12 protein-coding genes are annotated in these 13,192 nt (G+C 63.1%); 10 read left to right on the top strand and 2 right to left on the bottom strand.

All coding sequences use genetic code 11. The annotated features are described in order from the left end of the window. Positions 1–22 precede the first annotated feature (22 nt). From lspA to B5F74_RS00865, 3 genes are all read left to right on the top strand, one after another. On the top strand, positions 23–574 hold the full coding sequence (lspA, locus tag B5F74_RS00875) for a signal peptidase II (protein ID WP_087199226.1): 552 nt from the start codon (positions 23–25) through the stop codon (positions 572–574). Beyond that, the gene (locus B5F74_RS00870) at positions 571–1,578 is read left to right on the top strand and encodes an RluA family pseudouridine synthase (RefSeq protein WP_087199224.1); all 1,008 of its coding nucleotides are present in this window, start codon (positions 571–573) and stop codon (positions 1,576–1,578) included. The genes lspA and B5F74_RS00870 overlap by 4 nt, the downstream gene beginning before the upstream one ends. Positions 1,579–1,766: 188 nt before the next feature. Further along, entirely contained in the window at positions 1,767–3,062 is a 1,296-nt protein-coding gene (locus B5F74_RS00865; protein ID WP_204212369.1) for a glycosyltransferase family 2 protein, read from the top strand. A 147-nt stretch (positions 3,063–3,209) separates the two neighbouring features. Here the strand turns inward: B5F74_RS00865 and B5F74_RS00860 are convergent, their stop codons facing one another. Both B5F74_RS00860 and B5F74_RS00855 read right to left on the bottom strand, forming a co-directional pair. Continuing rightward, positions 3,210–3,539 carry a hypothetical protein gene (locus B5F74_RS00860; RefSeq protein ID WP_087199222.1) on the bottom strand — a complete coding sequence of 110 codons (330 nt, stop codon included), beginning with the start codon at positions 3,537–3,539 and terminating at the stop codon, positions 3,210–3,212. Between the two features lie 109 nt (positions 3,540–3,648). Further along, complete coding sequence (locus B5F74_RS00855; RefSeq protein ID WP_158095650.1) at positions 3,649–4,044, bottom strand: prepilin peptidase; 396 nt, start codon at positions 4,042–4,044, stop codon at positions 3,649–3,651. Positions 4,045–4,298: 254 nt separating this feature from the next. On the opposite strand from B5F74_RS00855, the gene B5F74_RS00850 reads away from it, so the two are divergent. From B5F74_RS00850 to alaS, 7 genes are all read left to right on the top strand, one after another. Then, positions 4,299–5,558 carry an HD domain-containing protein gene (locus B5F74_RS00850; protein ID WP_087199218.1) on the top strand — a complete coding sequence of 420 codons (1,260 nt, stop codon included), beginning with the start codon at positions 4,299–4,301 and terminating at the stop codon, positions 5,556–5,558. 41 nt (positions 5,559–5,599) lie between these two features. Continuing rightward, positions 5,600–6,949 carry a replication-associated recombination protein A gene (locus tag B5F74_RS00845; RefSeq protein ID WP_079989175.1) on the top strand — a complete coding sequence of 450 codons (1,350 nt, stop codon included), beginning with the start codon at positions 5,600–5,602 and terminating at the stop codon, positions 6,947–6,949. 127 nt (positions 6,950–7,076) lie between these two features. Next, positions 7,077–7,727, top strand: a complete 651-nt coding sequence (locus tag B5F74_RS00840) for a hypothetical protein (RefSeq protein ID WP_087199216.1) — start codon at positions 7,077–7,079, stop codon at positions 7,725–7,727. After that, positions 7,720–8,100: a hypothetical protein gene (locus B5F74_RS00835; RefSeq protein ID WP_066832316.1), complete on the top strand. Its 381-nt coding sequence runs from the start codon at positions 7,720–7,722 to the stop codon at positions 8,098–8,100. Before B5F74_RS00840 ends, B5F74_RS00835 begins: the two co-directional genes overlap by 8 nt. Beyond that, positions 8,100–8,891 (top strand): RNA polymerase sigma factor SigF, encoded by a 792-nt coding sequence (locus tag B5F74_RS00830; protein WP_066832313.1) that lies wholly within the window; start codon positions 8,100–8,102, stop codon positions 8,889–8,891. Before B5F74_RS00835 ends, B5F74_RS00830 begins: the two co-directional genes overlap by 1 nt. Next, positions 8,888–10,267, top strand: coding sequence for an AI-2E family transporter (locus B5F74_RS00825; protein ID WP_239283301.1), 1,380 nt, complete (start codon positions 8,888–8,890; stop codon positions 10,265–10,267). The genes B5F74_RS00830 and B5F74_RS00825 overlap by 4 nt, the downstream gene beginning before the upstream one ends. A 267-nt stretch (positions 10,268–10,534) precedes the next feature. Next, complete coding sequence (gene alaS, locus B5F74_RS00820) at positions 10,535–13,192, top strand: alanine--tRNA ligase (protein ID WP_087199215.1); 2,658 nt, start codon at positions 10,535–10,537, stop codon at positions 13,190–13,192.

Below are 13,192 nucleotides of genomic sequence, written 5' to 3'. Positions count from 1 at the left end.
AGTCTTTTGAAAGGGGTCGCCCGTGGCAGACAATAAGATCAAGCCCTTTGTGCATGAACGCGCATGGCGCGCGGCTGTCGCGGGCATCCTGTTCGCCGCATTTCTGATCGTCGACCAGGTCACGAAGGTCATGATGCGCGATGCGGTGAGCGCCGGGTTCACGTCGGCCGACTTCATCCCCGGTATCCTTGAGCTTCGTTTTGCCATGAACACGGGGGCCGCGTTCAGCCTGGGCGAGGGTTTCGGCTTCGTGTTCGTGATCCTGGCGCTGGCGGTCGTCGTCTTCACCGTCGTGTATCTGTGGCGCGCCCCGCTCGTGAGCAGGCTCGAGGTCATCGGTCTCGGCATGCTCGCCGGAGGGGCTGTGGGAAACGCTATCGACCGCATGCTGTTCGGTTTCGTCACGGATTTCTTCGCCACGACGTTCATCAGCTTTCCCGTGTTCAACGTTGCTGACATCGGCATCACCTGCGGTGCCGTCATCGCGTTTGTCGGCTTTTTGCTGAGCCCGGCAAACAGGGAGGGCGCGGATGAAAGGGCTGAGAAGGCCCCGCGAGGCGGTGATTCGCGATGAGCGACGTTCGGTATCTCGTGACCTCGCTTGATGCGGGCGTGCGCCTCGACCAGTTCCTGGGCAACCAGGATGCGTGCCCGTCTCGCTCGGCATGCGCCAAGCTCATCGAATCGGGCGCTGTCGACGTGAACGGCGAGACGTGCTATTCCAAAAAGCAGGTGGTCGTAGAGGGCGATCGCATCGAAGTCGATATCCCTGAGGTCCGCGATCCCGGTGCGCTCGAGCCGCAGGCCATCCCGCTCGATATCCGATATGAAGACGATTACCTGATCGTGCTCTCCAAGCAGCGCGGCCTGGTGTGCCATCCCGCGCATGGGCACGAGTCGGGCACGCTTGCCAACGCGTTGGTATATCACTGCGGCATCGACCACTTGGGCACGCTGCAGGGTGAGGACCGGCCCGGTATCGTGCATCGTCTGGACCGCGATACGTCAGGGCTCATGCTTGCGGCGAAGGATGACGACACGCAGCGCGCATTGCAGGACCTGATCCGCCTGCGCACGCTCGACCGCCGGTACGTCGCGCTGTGCCACGGCTACATCGCTATGGACTCCGGTACCATCAACACGGGTATCGCGCGCTCGACGCGCGACCGTGTGAAGATGGCGGTCTCCGACGATCCGTTTGCGCGCCAGGCCATCACGACGTTCAAGGTGCTGGAGCGGTTCGAGGCCGAGCGTGGCGATGAGGGCTACACCTTGGTCGAGTGCCATCTGTATACCGGGCGCACGCACCAGATCCGCGTTCACATGCGCCACATCAACCACGCGCTTGTGGGAGATCCGCTGTACGGCAAGGGGAGCGAGCGCGCGAACCTCGGGCTCACGCGGCAGTTTCTCCACTCGTGGCGCGTGAAGTTCACCCACCCGGTGACGGGCCGCGATATCGAGCTGCACGACGAGCTTCCTTGGGATCTTGCCGCCGCCTACGACGAGATCGCGGAGCGTTCCATGGGTCGCACCGAAGCCGGCGACGAGATCATTCCGCTCATTCTGAACGAATAGGGAAATGCTGCCTTTGGGCTTGCGTTGCTGCGAATGCATGCCGCGGGGTATATCCCCGTGGCCCTTTCGCCGTGCGCCCCGTGAGGAACACGCTGACATTGACGTAAATACTGCGCAGTTCCGAGTCGACCCGCGATGCTGCGCTACACTTTTCGGATGTCGTTTATCCTGCATCCGAAGGTGTTCGCATGCTTCCAGATCTTTCGCATTTGACGCCCATCGTCATCTTCAACTTCGTGATCGGGGCGCTGTTCGCCCTGTGCTTCCTCTATCAGGTCGTCTTCTTTCTCGTGGGGATATTCTACGGCGAGGTGAAGATTCCCAAGGCCAAGCGCAACCATCGCTATGCCTTCTTTATCGCCGCCCATAACGAGGAGGCCGTTATCGCCAACCTCATCAAGTCCATCAAGGACCAGGACTACCCATCTGAGCTCATCGACATCTTCGTCGTCGCCGACGCGTGCACGGACGATACGGCGCGCGTCGCACGTGAGGCGGGCGCCATCGTCTACGAGCGCAACGACCTCGCGCGCAAGGGCAAAAGCTGGGTCATGGACTACGGCTTCGACCGGATTCTCAACGAGTACCCCGGGAAGTACGAGGCGTTCTTCATCTTCGATGCCGACAACCTGCTCTCGCGGAGCTATGTGTCCATCATGAACGACGCCTTTGACCAGGGCTACCTTGCGCTGACCAGCTACCGCAACTCCAAGAACTTCGGAAGCTCGTGGATATCCGCCGCGTATGCCACCTGGTTTTTGCGCGAAGCGCGATTTCTGAACAACGCGCGCATGATCTGCGGCACGTCGTGCGCGGTCTCGGGCTCGGGGTATCTGGTCTCCGCGAAGATCATCGAGGGCATGCACGGCTGGGATTTCCATACGCTCACCGAGGACATCCAGTTCTCAACGTTCTGCGCGATTCACGGGGTGCGCATCGGGTACGCGCCTGCCGAGTTCTACGATGAGCAGCCCGTCGACTTCTCGGCATCCTGGAAGCAGCGTATGCGCTGGACCAAGGGCTTTTACCAGGTGTTCTTCACGTACGGGTCCCACCTGGTCAAGTCCATTGCATTTTTCAGGCGATTTGCCGCCTACGATCTGTTCATGACGATCGCGCCGGGCAACCTGCTGTCCCTCATCTCGGTGCTCGTGAACCTCACGTTCATCATCGTCGGCTCCTTAAGCCATGGGTTTTTGGCTACCGATCGCGAGCTCGCGATGTGTTTCGGTTCGCTCATGATGACCCTGGTGTCGATGTACATGACCTTCTTTGTCGCCGGGCTGTTCACCACGGTCTTTGAGCGCAAGCATATCCATTGCACCAGCAGGCTGCGGGTATTCACCAACCTGTTCACGTTCCCGCTGTTCATGTTCACCTATATCCCCATCACCGTGGCGGCCCTGTTCCTGAAGGTTGACTGGGTCCCGACTCCGCATGGCGTGTCCGTGACGCTCGAGCAGGTTATGGACGGCGCGAAGTAGCAGCTTTTAGAGTAAACCCCCGACATTCCACCGTATTGACGGTGTGATGTCGGGGGTTTCATCATGAGTACGTGCCGGGCCGGGGCGACGGGATGGGTTGAAACGAACCCGTCCCCAACCAACCCATCCGCGGTGGCCTAGCGGAAGTTAGAGCACATGGGAGTCGGCCGACAGTCCGTACCAGCCGTAGTCATCGAGGGATTCATGAGAATCCGCACCGCTCTCATAGCCCCATGAGTACACATCTATGTTCTGCGCCTCGGTGGTGTAGGTCGTGAACGCGGCGAACAGCAACAGGGAGATGGCGATGGTGATCAGCGAGATGACGCCCAGGATGCCAAAGGTCAGGACGTATGCGAAGCGAGAGCTGTTCGTCTGGCACGCGGTGGATGCGCTCGCGCTTTCCACCGGTTGGGGCCCATCGGTGGGAGCGAGATTCGACGACGTGTAGGCGGTAGAGAAATCGGGCTCGTTCATAGGTGCCTCTCATTGGGGTCAAGTCGATTCATTATAGGCCGCATGCGCCCTCATGTGGTCGGTGACGGCTGGATGTAACAATATGTGTGGCTTATCGTTAATAATAATGTCAGCCGGTATACAGCATCAAAAAACTCAATATGCAGCTCGGTGCCAGAAAGGGGAGAAGGGGCATCGTCCGAGTTCGTCTCGCCGTGGCCGCAAGCGCCATGCAGGCGAGGCCAAGCGCGCATCCTGCGAGCGCACCGACCGGAGAGATGATGGCTGCGGTGGCAATGAACTTGATGTCGCCTATCCCTAGACCTGGAGAGGCGCGAAGCCATCTCCAGATCAGCTCGAATATCAAAAAGCCCACGCCGATCACCAGGGCGATCAGCGCATGGTGCATGGCGGTTCCAGGGCCTTTGCCAGCGAGCGTTCCGATGAACGCAACCAAGAAGAGTGCTGCGGCCAGCCCGTTCGGATAGGTGCGGGTCTTGGCGTCTATGAAGGCGGCGACGAGCATGAGTGCCCCGACAAGCACCAGGCAGCACGCATGTACGATACCGGGCAACGCATCCATTCCGCCTCCCTTTCGTTGCGATCTCGATGCGCCTCCCATGCTATCGGCTGAGCATGCCCACCTTGCGCGCGCATCGAGAAAACCCGCTGCGGCCTTACCGATTGCCGGACGTATTCTTACAGACGCCTCGGCATCTGCCGAGGTGTCCGCGCGATATGCGAAGATACGGGTAGAACATCCGAGAAAGGAGCGTGGTCATGTCAGCGTTTAAGCATATTCAGCAGGATCGAGAAGTCGTGCGCGCCCGCATGGATGCAATCCCCAACACCTTAAGCGACGATCTTGTCCGTCGCATCCAGTCCGATCGTGATCGGGGGTGGGTCAACCCGTACCGGTGCGACAACGCGTCCGCGCTGCGCCGCGATCCCCGTCCCGCCGACGACGCCAACATCTGGCGCCCTGCGTTCGTCCGAGACGTCGAGAAGATCATCCACACGCCCGCCTACACCAGGTATGCCGGCAAGACCCAGGTCTTCAGTTTCCGCAGCAACGACGACCTCTCCCGTCGCGGGATCCATGTGCAGCTGGTAAGCCGTATCGCCCGGGATATCGGGTACGCCCTGGGTCTCAACTGCGATCTGATCGAGGCCATCGGGCTCGGCCATGATCTGGGGCATACGCCGTTCGGCCATGCGGGCGAGCGCGCGCTCAACGAGGTGTATCATGCGCGCACCGGCCGCTGGTTTTTCCACAACGTCCATTCGGTCCGCGTGCTCGACGTGCTGTACGGTCGAAATCTCACGCTTCAGACGCTCGACGGCGTGCTGTGCCATAACGGCGAGTACGAGCAGCGCGTGTTCGAGCTGTCAGGGCTTACTGACTTCGAGGAGTTCGACCGTATCGTCGAATCATGCTACGAGACGGGCGATATCGCGATCGGCCATCTGCGTCCCATGACGCTCGAGGGCTGCGTCGTGCGCATCTCGGACATCATCGCGTATGTCGGCCGCGACCGCCAGGACGCCATCGAAGCCGGGCTGCTGTCGGAGGACGCGTTCGATGACGGGCTCGGAGGGGCGTACAACTCCTGGATCTTGAGCCATGCTTCGGCCGACATCATCCAACACAGCTACGGCAAGGACCGCATCGAGATGAGCGAGGAGCTGTTCGCGGAGATCCGGCGCGCAAAGGCGGAGAACTACGAGAAGATCTACCGCTCAAGCGGCATCGAGGGTGAGCGCGCTGAGGTGCTGTCACGTGCCTTCTCGCTCATGTACGAGCACTGTCTGGGCGATTTGCGCGCGCGTGACGAGTCCAGCTACATCTTCCGCCACCATATCGCGCGCATCCAGGCGGCGCTCGCGCATTACGGCCGCACCTACGAGTGGGAGAAGGATCTGGATCAGACGGTTGTAGACTATATCGCCAGCATGACCGATGGGTATTTTGCCGAGCTCGCCTCAAAGCTGTTCCCGGAGATCCAATTCCCCCAGCGCACGTACATCAACGAACGCTAGGGTTGCCCCGGCCGGTTCATGCCATGCTAGACTAGGACGCTATGGAGACCTTATTTTCGCAACAAGAGCGCACGCAGCAGATCAGGTATGCGCCGCTGGCGGTCCGCATGCGGCCGTCGTCGCTTGACGAGTACGTCGGCCAGCAGAAGGCGGTCGGTCCCGACTCGTGGCTGCGCCGCGCCATCGAGCACGACGTGCTGTCGAGCGTCATTCTCTATGGTCCCGCGGGCACGGGCAAAACGACCCTGGCGCACATCATCGCCGCGCACACGCGCAGCGAGTTCGTCGAGGTGTCCGCCGTCACCGGCACCGTGAAGGACTTGCGCCGAGAGATCGAGGAGGCGCAACGCCGTCTCATGGCGTTCGGCCGTCGCACGATCCTGTTCATCGATGAGATCCACCGGTTCTCCCGCTCCCAGCAGGATGCCCTGCTGCACGCGGTGGAAAACCGAACGGTGATCATGATCGGCGCCACGACGGAGAACCCGTATTTCGAGGTCAACTCGGCCCTGCTCTCCCGCAGCCGCGTCGTGGAGCTCGAGCATCTTTCCGACGATGACGTCGCCGTGCTCGTCCGCCGCGCGTGCGAGGACGAACGCGGGCTTGCGGGCAGGTTCTCGCTCGACGACGAGGTCGTCTCGGCCATCTGCACGCTTGCCGCGGGGGATGCCCGCAGCGCGTTGACGACGCTCGAGCTCGCAAGCGAGATCGCCGTGACCAGGCCGGAATCCGACGCCGCCACATCGGACGGGGTCCCGGTGCCCATCACGCTCGATGACGTGCGCATGGCCAACCCCCGCCGCGGCCTTTCGTACGATAAGAGCGGGGACATGCACTACGACATCATCTCCGCGTTCATCAAGTCCATGCGCGGCAGCGACCCGGATGCCACGATCTACTGGCTCGCCCGTATGATCGACGCAGGCGAGGACCCGAAGTTCATCGCGCGCCGCATCATGATCCAGGCATCCGAGGATATCGGCAATGCGGACCCCCAGGCGTTCCTTATCGCGGAGGCGGCCTTCAAGGCGGCCGAGGTCATTGGGTATCCCGAGTGCCGCATCAACTTGGCCCAGGCCGCCCTCTACAACGCGCTCGCCCCGAAAAGCAACGCGTGCGAGGCGGCAATCGACGCGGCCCTGGAGGACGTTCGCACGAGCGGGCAGCGGGAGGTCCCCAGCCACCTGCGCGATCGACACCGTCCGGGATCCGACTCCTACGGCCCCTATCTGTATCCGCACGATTATCCCGCGGGCTGGGTCGAGCAGCGCTATCTTCCCGAGGGCCTTGAGCGCGGTGCGTTCTGGAAACCGGCGGGACGCGGATGGGAGCAGTACCGCTTCGAGCAGTCCGCGCGCGACCGGAGCGGCAAGGGCCCCCTGGTCGACTGAGCCAGTCTGTTGTTGTGCCGGTCGCGCGACGGTTCCCCGACTTCTGGCGCATGGATTCGGCGCGGTCGGGTAGTATCAGGTAAGGTGCCTCGGCCGAGGCACCTTGTCGCTATGTACAGGAGGCATCATGGAACCTCTGCAGATCGTGTTGATCGTGCTCGCCTTGGTGGGTGTCTGGGCCGTCATCGAGCTCGCGCTGACGTTGAGGCGCGCACGCTCCACCGTGTCGGCCATCGATAAGACGCTTGGCGACGTGCAGCCCGTCATTCAGCATATCGATTCGACTGTTGAAAGCGCGGCGCCGCTCGTCAAGAAGCTCGAGGTGACGGTTGACGAGATCAAGCCCGTGCTCGATCGCGTCAACGAGACGCTCGATGGGGCCCAGCCCGCCATTTCCCAGATCGAGCCGCTGCTCAAGCAGGGCAGCATCGCGGTCGAGGCGCTGTCGGCGGACCTGATCGAGGTCAACGGTGTGCTGCGCGACATCTCCGATGTGACGGCGGGGATGTCGAGCGCGTCCAACGCGGTGTCGAGCGTGGCCACCGCCGCAACCGAGCGCGTGCACAAGTTCTTCGGCAAGAACGTCGAGCCGCCCGCAACGGGGGAGCGCACCTTGACCGAGCAGACGGGCGAACCGGAAGCGGTCCCGAGCGCAGATGAGCAGCGTGATGCTGCCGACGATGAGTCGCCGAAGCGCGCCGTGCCCCAGTATTACACCTATTCGGACGGATCCGCCCCGGCGTCCGCCCCATCCACTCAGGAGGACACCAATGAATAATGCGCCAGCGCCTATTCGTTTGACCGTCTCCGCCGATCCGCATCTCGCACGGCTCGTGCGCATGACGGCGGCAAACGTCGCCATGCTCAGCTCCATGTCGGTCGACCGGGTCGAAGACATCCGCATGGCCGCCGAGGAGGCATTCATCTACGCGTGCGCGGCGAAGCCCATGGGGGAACTCCCCATCTCGTTCGAGGTCGACGACGAGCACGTCGCCATGACCTTCGAGCTCGGTGACGTCGCCTTCGATGAGATCTCCGTCGACACCGAAACCTCCGTGTACGCGGATCTGATCCTGGGCGCGGTGTGCGATTCCTACGAGAAACGCGAGAACCCCTCCGCGCTTCACCTGATGTTGAAAGCAGATGTGTAATGGCCGATAAGACCCCTTCGGGCAAGGCCGCATGGGATAAGGAGAAGACGCACGAGCTCTTCCGCCGCTACAAGGAGAACGGCGACATGGACGCCCGTGAGAAGCTCGTGATGTCCCATCTCAACCTGGTGCGGTTCCTTGCGAACAAGTTCAAAAACCGCGGCGAGCCGCTCGACGACCTCATGCAGGTCGGGTACCTCGGCCTGCTCAAGGCCATCGACCGCTTCGATCCCGATCGCGGCCTCGAGTTCACGACGTATGCGACCCCGACCATCCTGGGCGAGATCAAGCGCCACTTCCGCGACAAGGGCTGGAGCGTCCGTGTCCCGCGCCGCCTGCAGGAGCTTTCCGCCAAAGTGAACCAGGCGACCGATACGCTCACCACCCAGCTGCAGCGCTCCCCGACGGTCGACGAGATCGCCGACTATCTCGGTGCGTCGGCAGACGAGGTGCTGGAGGCTATGGAGTCCTCTTCCGCCTACACCTCGGTGCCGCTCGAGGCTCCCGGCAGCTCCGATTCCGAAGACACGCCGTCCGTCCTCGACCGCTACGCGTCCGAGGATAGCGCGCTGACCTTTACCGACGACCGCCTGGTCATCGAGGAGGCGCTCAAGTCCTTCTCGCCGCGCGAGCGCGAGGTCATCGAGATGCGCTTCTTGAAGGGCATGACCCAGATCGAGATCGCCGAGAAGCTCGGCGTGTCCCAGGTCCAGGTGTCGCGCCTGCTTCGCCGCACGCTCAAGAAGATCCAGGACAAGATCGATCCCGAAGGAGTCATGGGTAAGCGATGAGTTCCCACGTCGACATGCCCGGGCAAGATGATCGCGTCCTGCGCGACACCCGTCTGGCCGCCCTGAGAATCTGGGCCGTGGTCGGTCTGCTCGTTATCGGAGCCATGCTGCTGAACGTCATCGGCGTGCTCGGGCCCGTCGTCGAGTTTCTGGCGATCGGCTCCCTGATCGCGTTCGTGGCATCGCCCATCGTGAACACCCTTGAGCACCGCGGGATCCCTCGCGGCTTCGGGGCGCTCATCGGCCTGCTCGTCGTCATAGCCGCGGTCATCTTGATGTTCACGCTGCTTCTGCCCATGCTCGTGGAGCAGCTCGTCGACGTGCTCAACCAGATGCCGCGGTATTTCTCCTCGCTGTCCGCATGGATTCAGGATCTGATCAGCAACTTCCGCTCGCTCACGTCCTCCGATATGTTCAGCGGGCTGAACGACCTGCTCTCCTCGCTGCAAAGCACCGCCACCAGCTTCGTGACGGACCTTGCGGCGGAGCTCGGTCGCGGCGTGATGCCCGCGATCGGCGGCTTTGCCAACACGCTGTTCACGGTGTTCCTCGGGCTGGTGCTCGCGTATTGGCTCGCGCGCGACTACCCTAAGATCCACGGCGAGATCGGTTTCGCACTCGGCGACAGCAAGGAGGACGACTACCGGTTCATCGTGGCGATCCTGTCCCGCTCGGTCGGCGGCTACATGCGCTCGCAGGTCATCACCTCGATCATCAACGGGGTCATCGTGTTTGTGGGGCTGCTCGTGATCGGGCACCCGTATGCCGGGCTGATGGGCGTGCTGACGGCGCTGTTCCACCTGATACCCGTCGTCGGCCCCGTGTTCTCGGCGTTCATCGCCGTGCTGATCGCGTTTTTCTACGGTCCGGCGAAGGCCCTGTGGACGCTCGTGCTCGTCGTCATCGCGCAGAACGTCACCGATAACGTGCTCAGCCCGAAGATCATGCAGTCGACCGTCCAGGTGCATCCCGCCATGAGCCTGTCCGCCATCGTGATCGGCTCGGCCCTGATGGGGCCGCTCGGCATGGTTATCGCCATTCCTCTGTGCGCGGCGCTCAAAGGCCTGTTCATCTTCTACTTCGAGAAGAACACGAAGCGGCAGCTCGTCAATTACGATGGCGCCATCTTCCAGGGCACGCCGTATCGCGATGAGCAGGGGAATCCCGTCCCCGCCTTCGATGCCCTGGGCGACGACAGCTTCGTCGCCGATTCCGAGCTGCTTCCCGACGACGTCATCTCCGACGCGACGGCGCTGCCCAAGCCCGAGCTCGACAACCCGTGGGCCAAGCTCTCCGAGCTCATGCCCTTCGGCATGCCGGACGACCAGGCGGACAAGAAAGACTCCGAACACAAGGAGGACCGGCCGCAGCATTAGGCTTCGACCCTCTTGGGTGCTTTCGGATGAATGCGGTATCAGCATGAGCCCTTGGTAGCTTGCATACCAAGGGCTCATTGCGTTCTGCGATGTTGACGGCGCTATTGATGCCTGAGGCCAGAGCTTCTTGGATCCGCCCTGTTCCCATCGCCCGTCCGTCATGGTGCTTTTGTTCCCTGCGGCCCAAGCTTATCCGATGTGTGCAATGTCTGCTAAGCTATGTGCGTTTACGCCTATCTGACGCATATGAACCAAGGAGAATGCGACATGACCGCTGCTGTTCCCACCATGACTACCGCGGAGATTCGCTCTGCGTTCCTCAAGTTCTTCGAGGATCGCGGCTGCAAGCTGTTCCCCAGCTCTTCGCTGATCCCCGATGATCCCTCCCTGCTGCTCGCCAACGCGGGCATGAACCAGTTCAAGCAGTACTACCAGGGCAAGAAGACCATGCACGAGATCGGCGCCACGTCGTGCCAGAAGTGCGTGCGCACCAACGACATCGACATCATCGGGTGCGACGGCCGCCACGCGTCCTTCTTCGAGATGCTCGGCAACTTCTCGTTCGGCGGTGTCAGCAAGCAGCAGGCCTGCGCATGGGCCCTCGAGCTCTCCACGGAGGTGTTCCACCTTCCCATCGAGCGCCTGTACTTCACCGTCTTCACCGACGACGACGAGACCTATGACATCTGGCGCTCCTTGGGCGTCGAGGAGAGCCATATCTCCCGACTCGGCGAGGACGATAACTTCTGGGCGGCCGGTCCCACCGGCCCTTGCGGCCCGTGCTCCGAGATCTACTACGACATGGGCGAGGACGTGGGCTGCGGTCGTCCGGACTGCGCGCCCGGCTGCGACTGCGATCGCTTCCTCGAGTACTGGAACCTCGTGTTCACGCAGTTCGATCGCCAGGAGGACGGCTCCATGCCCGAGCTGCCCCACCGCAACCTCGACACCGGCATGGGCCTGGAGCGCATGAGCGCCATCATGCAGGGCAAGACCTCCTTCTTCGACGGCGACATCATGCAGGGTCTCATCAAGCTGGGCGAGGAGATCTCCGGCGCGACTTATGTGAGCGACGACTATGTCGGCGCGAGCCGCTCCCTGCGCATCATCGCCGACCATGCGCGCTCCGTCGACTTCATGATCTCCGACGGCATCCTGCCGGGCAACGAGGGCCGCGGCTACGTGCTGCGCCGCCTGCTCCGTCGCGCCGTCTTCCACGGCCGCCTGCTCGGCGTGACCGAGCCGTTCCTCGCGCGCTTCATCGACCGCGTGAACGAGCTCATGGGCGATGCCTATCCCGAGTTGCTGAAGAACGTCACGCTCGTCAAGGGCATCGTCAACGCCGAGGAGGAGCGTTTCTCCACGACGCTCGACAACGGCCGCGTCTACCTCGACGACGCTCTCGCCAAGCTGGGTGAGGGCGAGACGCTGGACGGCGCCTCCGCCTTCATGCTGCACGATACCTTCGGATTCCCCATCGACCTGACGGTGGAGATCGCCGAGGGCGCCGGCCATACGGTCGACATCGAGGGCTTCAATCGCGAGATGGAGGCCCAGCGCGAGCGTGCGCGCGCCAACGTCAAGGGCGACGCGTGGGGCACGTTCAACGACGTCTGGACCGAGCTCACCGATGAGATCGCCGAGACCGAGTTCGTCGGCTACGACGCGGACCGCATCGAGGACGCGCGCGTCGTCGCGATCGTCTCCGGCGGCGAGTCCGTGGCCCATGCGGACGCCGGCCAGGAGGTCGACGTCGTGCTCGACCGCACGCCGTTCTACGCCGAGATGGGCGGTCAGGTCGGCGATTCCGGCCACATCGCCTCCGACGCGTGCGCGCTCGCGGTTTCCGATACCCGTGCCCATCACGGCCTGTACGCCCACCACGGCGTCGTCGGCGAGGGCACCATCTCGGTGGGCGACAGCGTCCTTGCCGCCATCGACGTTGACCGCCGTGAGCTCATCCGCCGCAACCACACCGCGACTCACCTGCTTGATGCTGCGCTCAAGCAGGTGCTCGGCGATCACGTCAACCAGGCGGGATCCCAGCTCGACGACCACCGTCTGCGTTTCGACTTCACGCACTTCGAGGCCGTCTCCACCGACGAGCTCGCCCGCATCGAGGATATCGTCAACCGCGAGATCTTCGCCGCCAAGCCGGTCGTCACGCGCGTCATGAGCATCGACGAGGCGCGCGCCTCCGGTGCCGTCGCGCTGTTCGGCGAGAAGTACGGCGACGTCGTCCGCGTCGTGTCCGTGGGCGAGGAGGAGCGTCCCTTCTCCCGTGAGCTGTGCGGCGGCACGCATGCCCGCAACACCGCGGAAATCGGCTTGTTCCGCATCGTCTCCGAGTCCTCGACGGGAAGCAACGTCCGTCGCATCGAGGCGGTGACGAGCATGGGCGCCATGAAGTATCTCGAGGAGAAGGAGCGGATGCTCACGCTGGCGGCCTCAGCGCTCAAGTGCCGTGACGACGAGGTCGTCGATCGCGTCGCCGCGCTGCAGCAGAGCCTGCACGACGCCAACCAGAAGCTTAAGGCCGCGCTGACCGGCGGCGCCTCCGATGCGATCGGCTCCGCGGTGGACAACGCACAGGACATGGGCTCCTACAAGCTCGTGATCGCCCAGCTGAGCGGCCTTGAGGGCGCTGAGCTCCGCAACGTGTGGGACACCATCCGCCAGAAGGTCGCCGGCCCTGCCGCATGCGTGCTCGCGACGGTTACCGAGAAGGGCACGCCCGCGCTTCTCGCCGCCGCCACCGACGAGGCCGTCGCCGCCGGGTTCAAGGCGGGCGACGTCATCAAGGCGATCGCTCCGTGCGTCGACGGACGCGGCGGCGGTCGTCCGACCATGGCCCAGGCCGGCGGCAAGGACGCATCCGGTATCCAGGCCGCGCTCGATGCGGCTCGCGTCCAGCTCGGCCTGTAG

Source organism: Collinsella sp. An271 (assembly GCF_002159695.1).
Taxonomy (GTDB): Bacteria; Actinomycetota; Coriobacteriia; order Coriobacteriales; family Coriobacteriaceae; genus Collinsella; species Collinsella ihumii.
This window is presented reverse-complemented; position numbering and strand designations above follow the sequence as displayed.